The 19,346-nt window shown below is 74.4% G+C and carries 14 protein-coding genes; 4 read left to right on the top strand and 10 right to left on the bottom strand.

Annotated features, from left to right (window positions below):
* Positions 1-157: 157 nt before the first annotated feature.
* The 7 genes from BCD48_RS30005 to BCD48_RS29975 all read right to left on the bottom strand — a co-directional run bounded on the left by BCD48_RS30005 (position 158) and on the right by BCD48_RS29975 (position 9,592).
* Positions 158-1,702: an MFS transporter gene (locus tag BCD48_RS30005; protein WP_241842099.1), complete on the bottom strand. Its 1,545-nt coding sequence runs from the start codon at positions 1,700-1,702 to the stop codon at positions 158-160.
* 294 nt (positions 1,703-1,996) lie between these two features.
* On the bottom strand, positions 1,997-2,395 hold the full coding sequence (locus BCD48_RS30000) for a DUF5130 family protein (RefSeq protein WP_071051740.1): 399 nt from the start codon (positions 2,393-2,395) through the stop codon (positions 1,997-1,999).
* Entirely contained in the window at positions 2,382-2,708 is a 327-nt protein-coding gene (locus tag BCD48_RS29995) for a hypothetical protein (protein WP_241842098.1), read from the bottom strand. Before BCD48_RS29995 ends, BCD48_RS30000 begins: the two co-directional genes overlap by 14 nt.
* Positions 2,709-2,949: 241 nt before the next feature.
* The gene (locus BCD48_RS29990) at positions 2,950-5,379 is read right to left on the bottom strand and encodes a 4-alpha-glucanotransferase (RefSeq protein WP_071051739.1); all 2,430 of its coding nucleotides are present in this window, start codon (positions 5,377-5,379) and stop codon (positions 2,950-2,952) included.
* Between the two features lie 110 nt (positions 5,380-5,489).
* On the bottom strand, positions 5,490-7,364 hold the full coding sequence (locus BCD48_RS29985; protein WP_071051738.1) for a sensor histidine kinase: 1,875 nt from the start codon (positions 7,362-7,364) through the stop codon (positions 5,490-5,492).
* Positions 7,361-8,101, bottom strand: a complete 741-nt coding sequence (locus BCD48_RS29980) for a response regulator transcription factor (protein WP_071051737.1) — start codon at positions 8,099-8,101, stop codon at positions 7,361-7,363. Before BCD48_RS29980 ends, BCD48_RS29985 begins: the two co-directional genes overlap by 4 nt.
* A 264-nt stretch (positions 8,102-8,365) precedes the next feature.
* The gene (locus tag BCD48_RS29975; RefSeq protein WP_083419406.1) at positions 8,366-9,592 is read right to left on the bottom strand and encodes a mechanosensitive ion channel family protein; all 1,227 of its coding nucleotides are present in this window, start codon (positions 9,590-9,592) and stop codon (positions 8,366-8,368) included.
* 538 nt (positions 9,593-10,130) lie between these two features.
* On the opposite strand from BCD48_RS29975, the gene BCD48_RS29970 reads away from it, so the two are divergent.
* Positions 10,131-10,646, top strand: coding sequence for an HNH endonuclease (locus tag BCD48_RS29970; RefSeq protein ID WP_071051736.1), 516 nt, complete (start codon positions 10,131-10,133; stop codon positions 10,644-10,646).
* A gap of 93 nt (positions 10,647-10,739) precedes the next feature.
* Here the strand turns inward: BCD48_RS29970 and BCD48_RS29965 are convergent, their stop codons facing one another.
* Positions 10,740-13,322 carry an ATP-binding SpoIIE family protein phosphatase gene (locus BCD48_RS29965; protein ID WP_241842097.1) on the bottom strand — a complete coding sequence of 861 codons (2,583 nt, stop codon included), beginning with the start codon at positions 13,320-13,322 and terminating at the stop codon, positions 10,740-10,742.
* Positions 13,323-13,662: 340 nt separating this feature from the next.
* Here BCD48_RS29965 and BCD48_RS47480 point away from each other — a divergent pair, with 340 nt between their 5' ends.
* Positions 13,663-15,747 carry an alpha-amylase family glycosyl hydrolase gene (locus BCD48_RS47480; RefSeq protein WP_083419427.1) on the top strand — a complete coding sequence of 695 codons (2,085 nt, stop codon included), beginning with the start codon at positions 13,663-13,665 and terminating at the stop codon, positions 15,745-15,747.
* Positions 15,748-15,943: 196 nt separating this feature from the next.
* Positions 15,944-16,345, top strand: a complete 402-nt coding sequence (locus tag BCD48_RS29955; protein ID WP_071051734.1) for a globin — start codon at positions 15,944-15,946, stop codon at positions 16,343-16,345.
* 68 nt (positions 16,346-16,413) lie between these two features.
* Here the strand turns inward: BCD48_RS29955 and BCD48_RS29950 are convergent, their stop codons facing one another.
* Positions 16,414-18,129, bottom strand: a complete 1,716-nt coding sequence (locus BCD48_RS29950) for an MFS transporter (protein ID WP_071051733.1) — start codon at positions 18,127-18,129, stop codon at positions 16,414-16,416.
* A gap of 159 nt (positions 18,130-18,288) precedes the next feature.
* Between BCD48_RS29950 and BCD48_RS29945 the strand changes: the two genes are divergently transcribed.
* Positions 18,289-18,642, top strand: coding sequence for an ArsR/SmtB family transcription factor (locus BCD48_RS29945; protein WP_071051732.1), 354 nt, complete (start codon positions 18,289-18,291; stop codon positions 18,640-18,642).
* Here the strand turns inward: BCD48_RS29945 and BCD48_RS29940 are convergent.
* The gene (locus BCD48_RS29940) at positions 18,605-19,273 is read right to left on the bottom strand and encodes a ribonuclease FAU-1 family protein (protein ID WP_241842096.1); all 669 of its coding nucleotides are present in this window, start codon (positions 19,271-19,273) and stop codon (positions 18,605-18,607) included. The two genes, BCD48_RS29945 and BCD48_RS29940, sit on opposite strands and share 38 nt — an antisense overlap.
* Between the last annotated feature and the right edge of the window lie 73 nt (positions 19,274-19,346).

Here is a 19,346-nt window from a genome sequence, read left to right as displayed (position 1 = left end):
TGGCGGGGAGGCGGCGCCGAGGCCGGGCCTCCCGGATCGCCGGCTTCCCGGCGGGCTCGCGGCGCTGGGCCAGCCGTGGCGGATCCCGCCACGGCTGGCCCGGCGGCGGCGCGCCGCGGGCCGCGCGACCACGCGGTAGGGCCCGAGCCGCCGCCGCCTAGGCCAGGGCCGCCCGGCGCGGCCGCAGGCCCACGAAGGCGGTCACCGAGGCCGCGAGGCTGGTGGCCGCGACGAACCACCAGCCCTCGTGGAACGCGTGCACGAATCGCTGAGGCGCCGGAGAACCGACGATCGCGACGAGGATGGCCACACCGAGGACGCTCGCGACCTGGCGGGCCATGCTCACCACCGCGCTGCCGGTGGCAAGCCGGTCAGGGGGCAGCACGGCGGTCGCCCCGGCGGTCAGCGTCGGCATCACAAGCCCCACGCCGATGCCGGTGAGCAGCATGCCGGGCAGCACGTCCGCGGCGTAGTCCGCGTGCTGCCCGACCCGCAGCGCCCACCACGCCGCCCCGACGGCGTAGATCAGGGCGCCGGTGCCCGCGGTCCGCCAGAGGCCGAACCGGGCGATCAGCGGGCCCGCCAGCAGCAGCGCCACCGGCGGCACCATCGCCGGCCCCGGAGTGACCGCGAGACCGATCCTCAAGGCCGACCAGTTCCAGGCGCCGGCCATGTAAGTGACCAGCGAGAGCAGCATCGCGGCGAAGGCGATGCAGAACAGGAACAGCGCGACCGCCGCGGGCGAGAACCCCGGCGTGCGCAGCAGGGAGAACTCGACCACGGGCGAGGGGTGGCGCATCGACCTCGCGACGAACCCGGCCAGCAGCACGGAGGCGCCCACCAGGCTCCCGACGACCTCGGCCGACCCCCAGCCCCAGTCGGAGGACTTCACCAGGCCAAGCGCGAGCAGGCCGATGCCGGCCGTCAACGCGAGCACGCCGGCGGCATCCGGCAGCGGCCCGGGGTTCTCCTCCCGCCGCCGCGGCAGCACTCGGGCACCGAGCACGAGGGTCGCGACGCCGACCGGCAGGTTCACCAGGAACACCCACCGCCAGTCCAGCTCGACGAGCAGGCCGCCCACGACCGGGCCCAGCGCGGCGGCGAGACCGCCGACCGCCGCCCAGCCGCGCACCGCGGCCGCGCGGCCCTCGGCCGGAGTCACCGCGAGCAGCAGCGCGAGGCTCGTCGGCAGCAGCACCGCCGCGCCGGCCGCCTGCACGACCCGGCCGACGACCAGCGACCCGACACCAGGGCTCGCGGCGCACAGCGCGCTCGCCGCGGTGAACAGCACGGTGCCGAGCAGGAACCCGCCCCGGTGCCCGTGGCGGTCGGCCAGCCGCCCGGCGGGCACGAGCAGCGCCGCGAAGACGATCGCGTAGCCGTTGAGCACCCAGGACAGCGTCGACAGCCCGCCGCCCAGGTCCCGCTGGATGTCCGGGAAGGCGATGTTGACGATGAACAGGTCCAGGTTGGCCATGAACACCGCCGCGCACACCACCCACAACACAGCCCGCGCCCGCCAGCCCGCCCCGGCGCCGGCCGCGCCGGGCTGACCCGTCGGCGCAGCAGCCGGCCCGGTCCAGGGCGCGCCGCCGGTGGCGACCTCCCTCGGCGCGGCGGTCGTGGAACGTCCCGTGGGGACCGCCGAGCCTCCCGCCTCGTCCGTCGAGGGCGCCGTTCGCAACGCGTCATCCACCGTCACAGACCTCCGTTGCCGCCGCCCGCGCCTCGGGCAATCTGTGAGTTCATATATCGAACTCAGTAGGGCGGCAAGGGTTCTGGGCGCTGGATCGCGACTGGCGATCGAGCCATGGCCGAGCCCAAAGACGGATGCGTCTCTGTCTCGGCTAGGCCGCGGCGCCGACGAAGGCGGCCCGGCCGTCTTGGCCCGGCGGGCACGGCCTCGTGGACAGTGGCGGGTCGACGTGGCGACAGCTCGCGTCGGCCTGGCCGGAGACTGCTCCACGCGCGTAGCCCGGGCAGGTACCTGCCCGGGCTACGCCGCGCCGACCGGAACCGACTCGGGTGGCGGTCCGGCCACGTCCGCGAGCTGGCGAAGCCCGGAGACGAGGCCACCGACCAGATCGCCGACAGCGAAGCTGGATGTCATCGACAACGTGGCGAGCGAGGCGGCCGCGTCGGGGATCCGGCGGCGGGCAGCCGGGGTGGTGGCGATCCGGACGAACCGCTGCCCTGGCGAGACGAGAACGAGAACGGCGGCGGCGGACTGACCGCCGACGATCTCGCCGAGGAGCCGCTCGGCGGCGGTCTTCGGGTCACCCGAGACCGCGCCGACCCGGACGTGAAAACCGATACCGGTCTGCCGCTCGGCGAGCAGCCGGGCGTTGTTCAGCCGGTCGATCTGGTCCTGGCGGAACGCCTCACCAGCTGCCACTGGCTCCGCCGGAGCCCGGCGCCGCCGTTCCCGCGGTCTCCTGCGCCGTCGGCTCGGCGCCCTCGGCGGCCCCCTCACCGCCGAGCCAGACCTCCTGGTGCTCCCAGGGCTGCCCGGGGCGGTAACGATCCGAGCTCTTGCCGCCGGACAGCGCGGTGAGGATCAGGGCGACCAGGAAGCCGGCGACGATAGTGCCGCCGTAGATCAGCCAGGACTCCAGCGGAGAGAGCGGATCCGGGCTGTAGTGCGTGCCGATCCTCCCCCCGTCCGCGAAAGCCGCCGCGGAGAAGAGCGGCAAGGTCAGGGTGGTCAACGCGGCCAGCGTCAGCGCACGACGCGCCCCGCGGCGGACAGGACGGCGAGTCACGGTTCCGAAGACTACCGGCAACCAGTCCCCCGCGAGAGCCGCATGGTCCGCCGGTGGCCGAAGCCCACGCGACAGTTGGCGAAGCCTCGCGCGGGCGGAGGCATCCAGCAGATTCCGTCCACCGGACGTAGACCCTTGAGCGTGCCCCTGCCGGCGGACCTGGGCCGGCGGGAGAGGACACCGGCGATCAGGTGGTAGCCGGCGGGCGGGCCGTGGACACCTCGGACAGGATGTCGACAAGACGGGCGACCCGGGTGTCGGTCATCAGGTCCTCGATGGTGACGGCGACACCGCGGTCGTCACGGACCGGAAGGCGCCAGTTCGGGTAGCTGTCGACCGTGCCGGGCAGGTTGGGCTGGTGGCGGTCACCAACGGCGTCACCGGGCGCGGCGAGAATGATGCGTGCCGGTGTGGCGACCAGGAGGCGGTGCATCCCGAGCGCGGCGTCCCGGACCAGAGCCGGGTCCAGCTCGTCGCCGTCCGCGGTCCCCGCCGGTGCCGTGCCCTGGGCGGCGGTGGCCCCGTCCTCGGTGAGCAGGCCGTGGAAGCGCAGGTGGGCCAGCAGGCGGTCGCGGGCGACGCGCCAGTCGGCCGTCTCGTCCGCCACCGGGCGGCCGAGCAGGCCGCGGTCGGCGCGGGCGCGGACATGCTCGCCCAGCAGGAAGCCGGCGGCGGTCGGCAGGTCGTGCGTGGTGACGCTGGCCATCGTGCGCTCCCGCCAGGCGCTCGGCGGGAGCGGGACGCCGTCGGCGTCGTTCTCGAACCACAGCACCGACGAGCCGAGCACGCCGGCGCCGGCCAGCGTGGTCGCGACCGTCGACTCGACAGTGCCCAGGTCCTCGCCGACGATCACCGCGCCGGCTCGCGCCGCCTCCAGCGCGATCACACCGAGCATCGCCTCGGCGTCGTAGCGGACGAACGTGCCGTTCGCGGCGCCCGCGCCGACCGGGATCCACCACAGCCGGAAGAGCCCCAGGATGTGGTCGACGCGCAGCCCGCCGCCGCGGGCGAGGACCGCGGCGACCATACTGCGCAGCGGCGCGTAGCCGGACGCGGCGAGCCGGTCGGGCCGCCACGGCGGCAGCCCCCAGTCCTGGCCCTGCTGGTTGAAGGTGTCGGGCGGAGCGCCGATGCTCGCGCCCGCCGCGTAGGCGTCCCGGCCGGCCCAGGTGTCGGCGCCGGCGGGGTCCACGCCGACGGCCAGGTCGTGGACGACGCCGACCCGCATCCCGGCCGCGAGCGCGGCGGCCTGGGCCGCGGCCACCTGCTCCTCGCAGCGGTCCTGCAGCCAGCGGTGGAAGGCGACCCGGTCCGCGAGCTCGCGCCGGGCCTCGGCGACGGCGGCGGGGTCCCGGTCGCGCAGGCCGGCTGGCCATCGCCGCCAGTCGGGGCCGTGCCGCTCGGCGAGTGCGCACCACGTCGCGAACCCCGACAGCTCGTCGTCGCCCTCGGCGCCGGCGCCGGCCGCCGGCGCCGGGACGGCGAACAGCAGCTCCAGCGCCGCCTGCTTGGCCTCCCACGCGGCGTCCCGGTCGATCAGCTGGCCGAACTCGTCGTCGCCGGCCACCGCCGGACCAGCCGCGACGACGCCGGTCGCCCGCGCCCGCCCCGCCGGGAGGGACTCGGTGCCGCCGCCCTGCTGGGACTTGCGCGCCGCGGCGGCATAGCCGTCGACGGCGGCGCGGGTCGCCTCGTCGGCCGCGGCGTACTCGGGGATGTGTTCCGGGCGCAGGTAGAGCGGCGAAAGGAAGCGCCGGCTCGTCGGGTAGTAGGGCGACGGCTGGACGGGCAGCGTGGGCGCGGCCGCGTGCAGCGGGTTGACGAGCAGGACGTCCGCGCGACCGCCGGCCGCCGAGCCCGACCAGGCGGCGAGCTGGGCGAGGTCGGCGTAGTCGCCGATCCCCCACGAGCCGGCCGAGCGCAGCGCGTAGAGCTGCGCCATCCAGCCCCACATCCTGTCGCCCCGCCGGTGGTCGTGGTCCCGCGAGGCCGACGCCTGCCCGGCGGCGCCCAAGGCTGCGCTGGGAAGGTCCCCAGGGATACCGGGGACGCCCGCGTCGGGTCGGCGTGGTCGCGTGCCAGGGCGGCTGTCGGTGGGCTCGGGCACCCGGTCCGGCACGGCGACGACCTGGGTCACGCTCTCGCGCCCGCCCGCACGCACCCGCAGGGTGTGGTCGCCCAGCGGCAGCCCCGGGGGCAGCGGCGCCAGCACCGCGGCCAGCTCCTCGCCGTCGATCTCCCGGCGCTCCCCCACCGCTCCGAGCGCCACCGCGACCCGTCCGCCACCGTCGCCCAGCTCGAGCTCGCAGTCCACACCGGCGTCGGCTTCCGGCCCGCCCCGCACGGAGGCCACGAGCCGCGCCGGCAGACGCAGGACGACGGGACGCGGCGCGGATGCCTTCACGACCACGCTGGCCGGCGACAGCCGCCGCCACGGGGCGGTCCGAGCCTGGTCAAGCGCCGCGGCCGCGTCGGCGGTGTCGACGCCCATCAGCTCCAGCACGCGCCGCACCGCCGTGGCCGAGACGGCGACCGGCCGGTCGTGGGCGTCCTGGTAGCCGGTCGCGACGCCGTAGGCCGCGGCGAGCGCGGCGAGCGCGGGGTCGGCGAGATCCATGACGAGCAGCCTAGGGCGGTCCCGTGGCCGGACGCTCCAGGCCCGCCGCCGGGCACCGCCTCGGGCAGGGATCCTGCTCCCCGCGTTGGACAGTCGGAACAATGCGACGTCTAAGGCTTGGTGTCGGCGCCCCCACCGGAGCTGTGCGGGTCGGCGCGATCGGCGGTGGTGAAACCGAGATAGGCGCGACGGACGGCCTCGATGTCAGGGCCGCGAGGGCCCGGCGCCTCCGGCGCGTCGAATGTCCGCGAGGCCGCCGGACCGGGCGGGTCCAGCGCCCCCGGTGCCGGCGGGTCCGGCGTCGGTCCGGACGGGGGGTCTGGTGCCGCCCAGGGCGGCGCCCAGGACTCCCTCGGCGGGGCCTGGGAGCCGTCCCAGAAGGGCGCGGGCGGCGTTTCCGGCGGTGAGGCGAGGGGCAGCCGCACGTGCATGCGCGCGCCGCCGTCCGGGGCCTCCCCCGCCGTGACCGTGCCGCCGTGGGTGTGCACCGCGTCGGCGACGATCGCCAGGCCGAGCCCGGACCCGGGAAGGCTGCGGGCGTCGGTCGACCGGTAGAAGCGCTCGAAGACGTGCGGGCGGTCCTCCGCCGCGATGCCCGGCCCCTCGTCGCTGACGACCACCTCGCCGGCGGCGGTCTGGACGTGCACGGCCGAGTCCACCGGGGAGAACTTGACCGCGTTGTCGAGCAGGTTGGTGACCGCCCGTTCCAGCATGTTCGGCCGCCCGTCGACCCAGGAAGGGGCCGACGTCACCTTGATCACGATGCCCTTCGGAGTCGCGCGCCGCCGCGCCCGCTCGACGGCCGCGGCCACCACCTCGGCCAGGTCGAGCCGCTCGACCTCCTCCACCGGTGCCTCGTCGCGCGCGAGCTCGACGAGCTCGCTCACCAGCCCGGTCAGCTCGCGCGTCTGGCCGTCGACGTCCCGCAGCAGGTCCGCCCGGTCGGCCGCGGGCAGCGCGCGGTGCGGGTTCGCCTCGGACCGGATGAGCAGCTCGATGTTGGTACGCAGGCTGGTCAGCGGGGTGCGCAGCTCGTGGCTGGCGTCGTCGACCAGTTGGCGCTGCCGCGCCTTGGAGGCCGCGAGGGCGCGCAGCATGCTGTTCAGGCTTCCGGCGAGCCGGGCGATCTCGTCGGTGCCGGTCACCGGGATGAGCGCGGACAGGTCCTGGGTGCGGGCCACATGCTCGGCCGCGGCGGCGGCGTCGTCGACCGGCCGCAGGGCTGCGCGCGCCACCAGCAGGCCGGCGACCATCGACCCGCCCACACCGACGATGCCCACGACCAGCATCACCAGGCCGAGCTCACCCAACGTGCTGGTGACGTCCGACATCGGGCGGGCGAGCTGGAGGCCGAGCTCGAGCGGCGCCATCCGGTAGTCGCGCGGGAACGGGTTGTAGATGAAATCGTCGGCCGTCATCCGCAGCGCTTTGGTGGCAACCCGGTATTCCTTGCCGTCGGCCTTCACCGTCCGCAGCCGGACCTCGTCGCCCTGCGTCCGTGCGATCGCGATATCGGCACCGTCCACGGGCAGCTGGACGTAGTCCTGAGGGTTGTACGGCGTGAGGATCGTGCCGTCCAGCCTAAAGACCTGCAGGCGCAGGCCAAGCGTGTTCGCGTAGATCTGGATGCGGTCGTCGGCGGGACTGTTGGGGTCGGATCCCGTGTCGTACCAGAGCTTGGTGTTGTCGCCCGCGACCTGGACCTGCTGGCGCAGCTGGTCGTCGATGGAGTTGCGCAGGACGACGTTGGTCGCGCCGAGCGCGACACCGGCGACGACCGCGATTCCGGCCAGCACCGCGGCGCCGACCAGCAGCGCCATCCGGTTGCGCAGCGCCAGCCGCGAGAACCATGACCGTCGGCGCCGCCGCCGGCGGGGATCACCGGTGCCGGGGCCACTCTGGGGGCCGCCCTGGCCACCGCTCGTGGAGCCATCCGGCGGGCGGTCGACATGCCTGTCGGCGAGAAGGTCGAACGGGTTGGTCACGGTGAGTGCTCACGAGCCGGCGCCGCTGACTGCTCGCGCAGCACGTAGCCGACGCCGCGAACGGTGTGCAGCAGCCGTGGCTCACCGGCCGCCTCGAGCTTGCGCCGCAGGTAGCTCACGAACACCTCCAGCGAGTTCGACGACGGGCCGAAGTCGTACCCCCAGACCCGCTCCATGATCATGGAACGGGACAGCACCTGGCGCGGATGGGTGAGGAAGAGCTCCAGCAGCTCGAACTCGGTCTTGGTGAGCGTCAGTTCCCGGCCGCCCCGGACGACCTGCCGGCTGCTCGGGTCGAGCGCCACGCCGCCGTAGCTGAGCACGCCGCTGCCGACCGCCGCGGAGGAGCCGGCCCTGGCGCCGGTGCGGGCGGCGAGCGCCGAGCGGCGCGCGAGCGCCCGCAGCCGGGCGAACAGCTCCTCCAGGGCGAACGGCTTGACGAGGTAGTCATCCGCGCCGACGTCCAGACCGCTGACCCGGTCAGCGAGCCCGTCACGGGCGGTGAGCATGAGCACGGGCAGGTCGTCGCCGCGGGCGCGCAGCTGCCGGCAGGCCTCCAGCCCGTCCATCCGCGGCATCATCACGTCGAGAATGGCGATGTCCGGCCGCTCCCTGGCGATCAGCTCGAGCGCCGCGATCCCGTCGGCCGCCGTGGCCACCTCGTATCCCTCGAACCGGAGCGACCGCTCCAGGGACTGCCGAACCGCCGCGTCGTCATCCACAATCAGTACCCGCACGTGCCCAGTCTGCTCCGGCCGGCGCCTCTCGGGGCTGTCCCGACATAGGGCTCAGGGATATCTCGTTCCCCGTTCAGGATCCCTTCAGGCGGCGTCGGCCGGCCGCGCCATGAACCGAGCCGCCACGGGGGTGCCGGACGAGGCAGGGATCCGGGCATTCGGCGTGAGGCGAAGGGCGCTTCGTCGGCCCCCTTGGCTCCCTTGGCGCCGCCGCCCAGGCGGAGACGGCATCCGGCGCGGGCCAGGCGGGCCAGGTGGAAAGGCTCAGGTCGCGGAGCCGCCGCGAGCTGCGCCCGGGCCTGAGGACGGCGACGGGCCGGGCTGGGCCGGTGGGTCGATGCGGGGCGGAACGTCGTCGCCGAACTGCGGCGGCGCGCCGGGCGCAGCCTCCTCGTCCTCCTCGGACGAGGGCTCGGCCTCCTCGTCGTCGTCGACGACGACGAGGCTGCGCTGCAGGGCACCCAGGCTGATGCCGGCCCCGACGAGCGCGAGGCGCAGGCGCTCGCGCAGCTCACGGGCGACGTCCCACTGCTTGAGCGGCAGGGTCTTGACGGCGACGCGCAGCGTGTAACCGTCCGCCGTCATCGATTCCATGCCCCAGACCTCGGGCTCCTCGATGATGAGCAGGGCCCACTGGTCGTCACGCCACATCACCTGGGTGGTCTCCAGCAGGACGTCCTTGGCGCGGGCGACGTCGGTGTCGTAATCCAGCGGCACGTCGAGCACGGTTCGCGCCCATTGCTGACTCTTGTTACCGATTCTGGTGATCTCGCCGTTGCGGACGTACCAGACGGTTCCCTCGACGTCGCGCAGCCGCGTCATCCGGAAGGTGACGGCCTCGACCGTGCCGGAGATGGTGCCGACGTCGATGACATCGCCGACCCCGTACTGGTCCTCCAGCAACATGAAGATTCCGGAAAGAAAGTCCTTGACAAGGTTCTGCGCGCCGAAACCGACAGCGATTCCGAGTACGCCGGCGCTGGCGACGATCGGCGCGAGGTTGATGCCGAGCTCGCCCAGAACCAGGATGAACGCGATCCCGTAGACCACGATCGACACGACGCTGCGCAGCAGCGAACCGACGGTCTCGGCGCGCTGGCGGCGCCGTTCCAGCAGGATCGCGCTGTCACCGAACGCGCCGAGCAGGCCGCCGCGGAACAGGCCGCCGTTCCCGGTCACCGACGCCGCGTGCCGCGTGGTCCGTTTGATCAGCCGGTGCAGCAGCGAGCGGATGACGGTCGCCACCAGCAGGATCAGGATGATCGTCACCGGCGTGCCAAGGAAGACCTGGGCACCGGAGGCGAGGTAGTCGCTGTGGGTCGAGTCGTAGACGGTGCGACACAGGAAACCGGGCGGATTGCCGCAGGCATCCATGAGCGCGGCCTTGACCCCGTCCAGGCTCACGTCGGGCAGGCCAGGGGTCGGCGTGGGGGACGTCGACGTCGACGGTGTGGACGTCGCGCCGGCGGCGAGCATCAGGGGCAGGGACACGGCCTGGTCATCCTCCTCGGGCGGTCGGCTCCTCGGGCGCGGCGCACGCCGGGTGGCGAGCCGCTCACTGGGCGGGCCGGTCACCGGATGCACCCCCAGGCGCCCGCCGAGGCGCGCCCGGCACGGCACGCGGCGCCAACCCGCGCGCCACGGCGCCGCTGGGTCTACGCGGCCAGGACAGACCGGTCGGGGATGGCATGTCCGCGCCCCCCGCGGGCCCACGGCCAGCACCTTACGGGGTGTCGGATACGTCCGACTGATCGGCACCCGGCACGCGGCCTCGCCGCGGCGCGGCCCAGCAGGGGCGTCGCGAGGAGCCAGCGGGGCGACACGCTGCGCGACGCGACCGTCATCCCACCGACACGTTGGCGTGACAAAGGCGACCAGATATGTCCATCGCCACTTTCGCTCACCAGATGACCATGCAAACACGCTCGCGTTCCGCGCCGGAACACGCTTGACTATCCATTGTCACCGGAGACGCTGGTTAGGACGGGCTCCCGGGTGGGCGCCCGCCTCGACTCGGCAGGAGGTCGGCGTGGCAGAGGCGCTGGTTCTCAATGCCACGTACGAGCCCCTGTGCGTGGTGTCCCAACGTAGGGCGCTCATCCTCGTCCTCACGGACAAGGCGGTGATGGTCGAGGCCGGTGGGCAGGTCCTGCACTCCGTGGCAGCGGCCGTCGAGGTTCCCGTCGTCGTCCGGTTAGCGCGGTTCGTGCGGGTTCCCTATCGCTCACAGGTCCCGCTGACCCGCAAGGGCGTCCTCGCCCGCGACCATCACCGGTGCGTGTACTGCGGCGCACCGGCGACGTCGCTCGACCATGTCATTCCCCGGTCCCGTGGGGGCCCGCATGTCTGGGAGAACGTGGTGGCGGCCTGCGGCCGCTGCAATCATCTGAAAGCGGACCGCGCCGTCGCTGATCTCGGCTGGCGGCTCCGCACGGCGCCGCGCGCGCCGAGCGGAGCCGCCTGGCGCATTCTGGGGAGTCGTCGCATGGACCCGCGCTGGTCCGAGTACCTCAAGACCGACCTCGGCGAGGCCGCGACCGCCTAAGCCAGCCTCCGGACGGAGGACCGGACCACCGGCGCCAAGTCGTCGGGGTCCCCGTGGATCCGATGTGCCGTCACCCGCTGCGGCCGATAACGCTCACGGCTCGTCGACATCCGGAGACTGACGGAGCAGGTCGAGGTCGAACCAGACGCGCTTGCCGCCGGGGGTCGTCTGGACGCCCCAGGCGTCGGCGAGGGCCTCGACGAGCAGCAGACCCCACCCGGACTCTGCCTCCGGGTCACCGCGGGCCGCCCGGCCGGGCTTCGGCAGCGTCGTACCCTCCCGGTCCTCGACGCTGATCCGCAGCCGCGCGGGCTCCGCCCACACCCGCAGCGTCAGCTCGCTGCGGGCATGTTTGATCGCGTTGGTGCAGATCTCACTGACCAGCAGCGCCGCGTCGTCCGCCCGGCCGAGGGCGCGCGCCCCGACCACCGCCCGCACCGCGTTCCTCGCCTGCGCGGCGGACGCGGCCACCGGAGGCATCACCAGCTCCAGCAGCGGCGGCCCGGCGGCCTGCGTGGTCAGCACCAGCAGCGCCGTGTCGTCGTCGGTGTCGGGCGGCAGGTCGGCGGCGAGCAGGCTGAGCTCCAGCAATGCGCGGGAGGCGTTCTGCGGCCAGTGGCTGTCGTCGAGCTCGACGGTGTCCGGTCCCGACCAGCTGCGGACGGAGAACCCGCTCCGGGTGCGTCGGCGACGGTCGCCACCGCGGCGGCGCTCGATCCCCCCGGGCGGCCGGCCGGGGCCGGGCGCCCGGCGCTCCCGGGTACGCCGTTCGGCCCCCGTGCGCCGTTCCGGGCCTGTCCAATGGTCTCTTCCGCCGGCGCGGCGGTCCACCGCCGCGTCAGGGGCCGGAGCACCCGGACCTGGCGAGCCGGACGAGCCGGGCGTGCGCTCCTGCGTTGGCGCGGCCGTCGTGGCGGCTGTCGTGGCGGCCGGGTGACGCTGGCGCGCCGCATCGATCTCCGCGCGCCGCGCGGCGGCCCGGCGGCGGGCCATCTGCTCGCCCATCCCGGCCCGCAGCAGGTCGAGGCCGTCGGACAGCGGGCGGTGGCGCGACTCGACCAGGCCGTCGGTGAAGAACACCAGGCTGGAGCCAGGCGGCAGCTCGACGGTCGACTCGAAGAAGTGCGCGGGGTCGCCGACCCCGAGGGGCAGCCCGGGGTCGATCTCGAGGTAGTGCGGGTCGTCGTCCGGGGGTATCAGCAGCGGAGCCGGGTGGCCGGCGCCGGCGAGCACGACCCGGGCGCACTGGGGGCCCGGCCCGTCCCCGGCAGGGTCGGCGTCTCGCGAACCGGTGACCGGCGCGGCACGGGCGGGCTCGTAGATCCCGTACAGGCAGGTCGCGAACGGCAGGCCCGGCAGCGAGGACACCATCACATCGAGACGGGCCAGCAGCTCGGCGGGCCCCCACTCCTCCAGCGCGTAGGCCCGCAGTGCGGCGCGCAGCTGGCCCATCACCGCCGCGGCGCGCAGCCCCCGACCCATCACGTCACCGATCGCGAGCCCGACCCGGCCGCCGGCCAGCGGGATGACGTCGTAGAAGTCACCGCCGACCTCGGTGCCGGTGGTGCCCGGCCGGTACTCCATCGCCACGTCGGCGCCCTCGAGAACGGGCGGGTGCGCCGGCAGCAGCGAGCGCTGCAGCGCCTGGCCGGCATCCTGGGACTCGCGGTACATCCGGGCGTTGACGAGCGCGAGCGCGGCGCGGCGGGCCAGATCCTCCGCGATCGTCTGCTCGACCTTCGTGTACGGACGGTCGCCCTGCGCCCGGCTGAGAGTCAGGGCTCCGATGACCTGGTCGCCGTACGGCAGGGGCACTGTCATCGACGGCCCCCAGCCGAACTGGCGGAAGCGCACGTAATCCTGGGGATCGGGGAACAGCGCGCGGCGCAGCGTCGGGGTGAGGTCGTCAACGCACATCGGCTGGCCGGTGCGCACGACCGCGCCCGGGGCGTAGTCGTCACTCAGGCGCGCCGGGCGGGTCGCGGTGCGCGCCCGGACAAAGGCGGCGGCCTGCGGGTCGACGTGGTCCGCGGCGGCGAGGTCGATCACGTCGCCCTCGGGCGCGCGCAGCCAGAGCATGGCGCCGTCGCCCAGGCGGCGCCGCGCCAGCTCGACCACCATCTCGATGATCCGGTATGGCTCGAGCGAGCCGCCGAGCCGCAGGCTCGCGTCGGACAGGAACAGCAGGCCCTCCAGCACGGCCCGTTCCTCGGCGTGCCGCCGCCGCGCGCCCGGCAGCGACCGGGCGGCATCCCACAGCGCCGCGGCGCGCCGCGCCGCGCCGACCCGGCCCGAGCCGGCTCCGCCGGCCCCAGCGTCGCGGCCGGTGTCGTGGCGTTTGTCCCGGCCCGCGGCGGGCCGCTCGCCGCCCGTGCTCGGCTGCCGCGCGCTGGGCCTGCCACGCCACGGCCCGAGGCAGCGCCAGAGCCTGCTGTCTCCTGGCAGGACAGGCGCCGGCCCGTCACCCGCGGCGGCCGCGCCACCGGCCCGGGCCCGCGCGACGCCCGCGGCCCCATCGGCCGCCGCGGGTGTGGCCGCCGCCGGCATACCGGGCGCAGCGGGCGAGTCGGTCTCGACCGGCCCGCCGTCCTCGGCGGGCTCGACCGGCGCCTCAGCCGCGACCGGCGGATCGTTCTCGTCCGGTGATTCGGCGCTCCTCGGCACGTCAGCCGTCATCGCCACCTCCGCTACCGGCGGAGCGTCGGCCGCCAGCGGCGTGTCAGCCGCCACCGGGCAGCCGGGCGCCTGGCGCGCCGGCTCCGGGAGACGGTCCCGTCCCTCCGCTCCGAAAGCCTCAATATGAGGACTCCTCGGAGTGGAGTGATAACGGGCAGTCACGTCATCCACTCGGGAAGTGTAGTTCAGCTCACCCAATGCTCGCTTGGTGAGAACATCTACGCCTTGCGCAACGAGCATGCACCAGCCACGACGACAGCCGGATGTCCTCCGCGCCACGACATGGGCCGACCTCGCCGATCTCGGCGACAGCTCGCGCCCCCGCGGCTTGAATGGCCAGGTGGCCCTAACCGCCGGCTGGTGCCGCGATGCCGTGTTCTACGAGGTATATGTCCGCAGCTTCGCGGACGGGGACGGCGACGGGGTCGGCGACCTCGACGGCATCCGTGCCCGACTGCCCGACCTCGCCGAGCTTGGCGTCGACGGCCTCTGGCTCACGCCGTTCTACCGCTCACCGATGGCCGACCACGGCTACGACGTCGCCGACCACCGCGACGTCGACCCGCTGTTCGGCGACCTGGCCGCCTTCGACGCACTCCTCACCGAGGCGCATCGCCTCGGCCTCGCCGTGCTCGTCGACCTCGTCCCCAACCACTCCAGCGACGCCCACCCGGCCTTCCAGGCGGCGCTCGCCGCGCCTCCCGGCGACCCGGCCAGGCACCGCTACCTGATCCGCCCAGGCCGGGGCCCCGGCGGCGCCGAGCCACCGAACAACTGGATCTCGGTCTTCGGCGGCCGGGCCTGGACCCGCCTGGACCAGGCCCGCCGCCTCCCCGTCCCCACCGGTTCGCGAGCCACGGCGACACCGACCGACCAGGACGCGCCCGCCGACCAGGACGCGGACGCGCCCGCCAGCGGGGACGCGCCCGCGCCCACCAGCGGGGACGCACCCGCCGAGTGGTACCTGCATCTGTTCGCGCCCGAGCAGCCGGACTGGGACTGGTCCGATCCGGCCGTACGCACCGATCACGAGCGGACCCTGCGGTTCTGGCTCGACCGGGGCGTCGACGGGTTTCGGATCGACGTCTCCCACGGCCTGGTCAAGGACGGCGAGCTGCGCGACAACCCGCCAGGGCCGCTCGCCACCCCGGAGTCCGGCTTCCGGGAGAAGCTGGAACCGCACGTCTGGGACCAGGAGGGCGTGCACGACGTCTACCGGTCGTGGCGCGCGATCGTCGACGGCTACGGGCGGGCCCGGACCTCCCAGATCGGCTCCGCAAGCTCCCGGACCTCCCAGATCGACTCCCGGACCTCCCAGATCACGACCTCCCAGATCGGCTTCGCCGATCCGGCAGGGACCCCGTCCGCAAGCTCCGTCGATCCGGCAGGGACCCCGAGCTCCGTCGATCCGGCAGGAACCCCGGGCCGGGAACCAGTGCTCATCGGCGAGACCTGGGTCGAGGACCCGGACAGGCTGGCCCGCTACGTCCGCGCCGACGAGCTGAACCTGACGTTCTCGTTCTCGCTGCTGGCCGTCGAATGGTCGGCGCCGCTGTGGCGCCAGGCGATCCAGGAGGGCCTCGCGGCGATGGCCGCCGTCGGCGCGCCGCCGACGTGGGTGCTCGCCAACCACGACGTCGTGCGCCCGGTGACCCGCTACGGTGGCGGCGCGGCCGGCCTGCGCCGGGCCAGGGCCGCCCTGGTGGCCCTGCTGGCGCTGCCGGGCGCGGTGTTCCTCTACCAGGGCGACGAGCTGGCCCTCCCGCAGGTGGACGTGCCCCCGGAGGCCCGCCAGGACCCGGTCTGGGAACGCTCGGGGCACGCCTCGCCCGGCCGCGATGGCTGCCGTGTGCCGCTGCCGTGGTCGGGGCATGAGCCACCGTTCGGCTTCGCGGCTCCCGGCGTCGTCCCCTGGCTCCCGCAGCCCGCCGGCTGGTCCGCGCTCACCGTCGAGGCGCAGCGCGCGGACCCGTCGTCCACCTGGTGGCTGGTCCGGTCCGCGCTGGCGGTCCGTCGTTCCTTCCAGGAGCGCCCCGACGGAGTCACCGGCCTCCAGTGGCCGCGGGTTCCGGAGAGCATGCTGGCCTTCGACCGACTCGTGGTCGCGACCGAGGCGCGGCCGCGGCGGTCCACACCCTCCGGGGCGCTCACGGACGCCGCCCGGAAGACCCTCACCAGACTGCTCACGAACGCTGGCCACGACGGGCCGTCGCCCGTCGGTCAGGGCGCCGGGCTCATGCTGAGCTGCCTCCTCACCACCAATGCCGAGGCACGAGTCCCCATGACCGGCCAGCTGCTGCTCGCGAGCGACCGGGTCAAGCACGACGGCGAGACCCTGGTCATGCCACCCGACACCGCCGCCTGGATCATCCGGGCGGTGGCCGGTGATGCCGGCCCGGATGACAGCCCCACGGCATCCGGATGACAGCCCCGCGGCATGAGGACGGTCCTCCCGTCGGACCGTTCCTCGGTGGACGCCGGTCCACGGGCAGAATGGAGCGGTGAGCCGACAGCCGTCGCCTGCCCAGCCGACCCCCGAGCCGGCGCCAGCGCGGCCGCCCGCGGACGCGGCGCCGCCTTCGGCGGGCGCGGCGCGCCCCCCGTCGGATCCGGCCCGGCCCATGCTCCCTGTGGGGCCGCCGCCGCGGGCCGACGAGACGTTCTACGCGTCCGTCGGCGGCGAGGAGACCTTCCGGCGGCTGGTGGCCCACTTCTACGAGGGTGTCGCCGCCGACCCGGTGCTGCGCCCGCTCTACCCGGAGGAGGACCTCGGCCCCGCCGAGGAGCGGCTGCGGCTCTTCCTGATCCAGTACTGGGGCGGCCCGACGACCTACCACGAGCGGCGCGGCCACCCTCGCCTGCGGATGCGGCACGTCCCGTTCGCGATCGGACCGACCGAACGGGACGCCTGGCTCGCTCACATGCGCGCCGCCGTCGACTCGCTCGGCCTGTCCCCGAGCCAGGACGAGACGCTCTGGTCCTACCTCGTCTACGCCGCGGCCTCGATGCAGAACCGCCCCTGAGACGGGCCGTGGCCGAGGCGCGGAGCGCCTCGGCCACAAGCCCGCCGCCTGGAACCTGGCGAGCGCGGCTACAGCCTGGCCGGCAGGTCCGTGCCGGCGCTGAGCTGGGTGGGCACGTCCACCGCCCAGTCGCGTGAGCCGCTCGCCCCGATGGTCGTCGCGGCCAGGGCTCCGGCGGCTTCGACCGTGCCGACGGTGCCCACCGATCCCACCGTGGCGACCACGGGCGCGGCGGCGCCGCGTGGGAGCAGGAGCGTGCCGGCGCCGGCGATGGCGATCCCGACGAGATCGAACACGAGCGCGGCAACCAGGCCGTCAGCCGGCCCGCCGCGGTCCGCCGCCGCGAAGAACACGGTGCCCACCCCGGCGACGCCGAGGGCCGCCGACGCCTGCTGGGTGGTCGTGAGCAGCCCGCTGACCGCCCCGCTGACGTCCGCGGGCGCCCCGGCGAGGACCGCGGCGACGAGCGCCGGGACGATCAGGCCGTTGCCGACACCGATGGCCAACAGCGGCGGCATCAGCTCGCCGGTCGGGACGCCGACGCCCTCGGTCGCGACCATGGCCAGCAGCACGGCGAGGCCGGTGAAGCTGATCGCCGCGCCGACGGTGAGCGTCCGCGGGCCGTACCGGGCCACCAGGCCGCGGGCCGCCATGGACGACAGCGCGAACGCGACACCCAGGGGCCCGAACACGAGGCCGGCGTTCAGGGGCGAGCGGTGCTGCCCGTCCTGCAGGAAGATCGTCGCCGCGAGCAGGAAGCTGCCGAAGAAGGTGAAGAACCCGAAGCTGACCAGCAGGCCCGCGATGGTCCGGCGGGTCCGCAGCACCGCCGGCGGGACGATCGGGTGGCCACCCGTCCGGGCGAGCCTGGCCTCCCATCGGCCGAAGGCCGCCAGCACCACGACACCCGCGGCGAGCGCCAGCCAGGTCCAGACCGGCCAGCCCTCGTCCCGGCCCAGCGTCAGCGGCACGAGCACCAGCCCGAGGCCGGCCGCGAGCGCCGTGAGCCCGACAAGGTCCAGTGGCTCGGGCCTTGCGGCCTTCGACTCGGCCAGCAGCCGCCAGACCACCGCCATGGCGACGATCCCGATCGGCACGTTCACCAGGAAGATGGGTCGCCAGCCGAGCCCGAAGATGTCCAGATCGACGAGCAGGCCGCCGATGACCTGGCCGGACACCGCGCCCAGGCCGACCGTGACGCCGAAGTACGCGAACGCGCGCGCCCGCTCGGCCGGCGGGAAGATCACATTGATGATGGCCAGCGCCTGCGGCACCATCGCCGCCGCGCCGAGGCCCTGCGCGAGCCGCCCGGCGATCAGCGTCGCCTCGCTCGGGGCCACGCCGCACAGCGCCGAGGCGACGGTGAACAGCGCCATCCCGATCAGGAACATCCTGCGGCGCCCGGAGCTGTCGCCGAGCCGCCCGCCGGTGATCAGTCCGGCCGCGTAGGTGAACGAGTAGCCCGCGACGATCAGTTCGAGGCCGGCGTCCGACGCCCGCAGGTCGGCGCCGATGCTGGGGGCCGCCACGTTGACGACGAAGATGTCGAACAGCGACATGAACGTGGCGACGAGGACCGCGGGCAGCACCCGCCAGCGCCGTGGGTCCGGCTCCGCCGGCTCGGCGGGCCGGGCCGGCCTGGTCGCCGGGGCCGGCCGGGACGAGCCGGCGGGCGCGGGAACGGCGACCGGGGGGCCGCCGGTTGTGGTGGGCGAGGACAGCGGCGATGACGGCGCACCCGCGGGCGTCTCGGTCGCGGGCTCGTCGACCCTGTTGGAGGCCATCAGGCTCCCTCGGCTCGTAGTTCGAGATCCGTCGAACTACGAGAAGTCGCCTTCGGCCCAGGGCATTCCCGGGAAATGATGCGAGCCTCGCGGCGTTCCTGACTGTGGTTGTCTGGTGGCCCGGGGCGGCGCCCCGGGCCGGAGGCTGGGAGGTGGGTCATGGGCACGCTGCCGATGCCGGCGACCCAGGACATAGATCTCGTCGCCGTGCTGGCCTCGCTGGGCGACCCTTCCCGCCTCGAGATCGTCGGCGCCCTCGCCCAGGTCCAGGAGGCCGCCTGCGGTGAGCTGCTCGCCGGCCGGATGGCCAAGTCGACCCGCAGCCATCACCTGCGGGTCCTGCGCGAGGCCGGCGTCATCGCCACCCGCGCCGAAGGCACCCACAAGTTCTCCCGGCTGCGTCGCGACGACCTCGACGCCCGCTTCCCGGGCCTCCTGACCGCCATCGTTACCGGTGCCCTCGCGCCGGCGGGCGTCACCGGTGCGTTCGGGGACGGTCCCAGCCGGGGGTGAGGGCGAACGGAAGGGCGCGCCAGGCCGGCTCGGGGCGAAAGTCGTGCCAGGTGCCGTCGAACGGGAAGAGACCGGCCTCCGCGTCCTTGATCAGTCGTTCGCCCTCGGCACGGACGGCGGCGGCGTCGCGCACCCAGTAGCGATCCGGGAAGGCGAGGCGCTCCTCGAGCTCGTCCTCGTCTTTCCACTCCCAGCCGCGGTCCGGCCAGACCCAGATGTCGAGATCCTGGTCACATCCGTCGACGCCGGCCACGGCGCCGTCGCGCCAGCGGGTCACCGGCTCCTCGAGGTTGACGTACCAGGCGTCGAAGCTGCCGCGCCAGTCCCAGAACCACCAGACGCTGTGCGCCCGGTCGGGCGGGATCAGCATGAAGATGTCCGGGCCCCACCAGGTCGTGCGGGTCAACGCCGTCGGCTGCGTGATCCACTCGGCGAACGGCATGTCGCGGATCCCGCGGCCGTCCTCGCTCATCCGGACCGCCGCCGGACCGCCGTTCGGGATCCAGACCCGCAGCCCGCGCTCGTCGTCGCCGACCACCACGCCGCAACGGACGAAGACCAGCTCGTCGTCGGTGAACATGCGGTGCAGGATCAGCTCGCCCGGCTCGAACACCGGCTCAACATGATCCACAGGCCCACGATAGCGCCTCCCGGAGGTGTACCGGCCCCGGACGGCGCGACGCATGTCGGTCAGATGGAGGGAA

This window comes from Pseudofrankia coriaricola (assembly GCF_001854805.1).
In the GTDB taxonomy this organism is placed as follows: domain Bacteria; phylum Actinomycetota; class Actinomycetes; order Frankiales; family Frankiaceae; genus Pseudofrankia.
Note: the sequence above shows the minus strand (reverse complement) of the source record. Positions and strands in the feature narration are given on the sequence as shown.

Excerpts from the sequence above, each read along its gene's own strand:
- BCD48_RS29990 (WP_071051739.1), bottom strand. The coding sequence starts at position 5,379 with ATGGATCTCGCCGACCCCGCGCTCGCCGCGCTCGCCGCGGCCTACGGC.
- BCD48_RS29965 (WP_241842097.1), bottom strand. The coding sequence starts at position 13,322 with ATGACGGCTGACGTGCCGAGGAGCGCCGAATCACCGGACGAGAACGAT.
- BCD48_RS29955 (WP_071051734.1), top strand. The coding sequence starts at position 15,944 with ATGCTCCCTGTGGGGCCGCCGCCGCGGGCCGACGAGACGTTCTACGCG.
- BCD48_RS29950 (WP_071051733.1), bottom strand. The coding sequence starts at position 18,129 with ATGGCCTCCAACAGGGTCGACGAGCCCGCGACCGAGACGCCCGCGGGT.
- BCD48_RS29945 (WP_071051732.1), top strand. The coding sequence starts at position 18,289 with ATGGGCACGCTGCCGATGCCGGCGACCCAGGACATAGATCTCGTCGCC.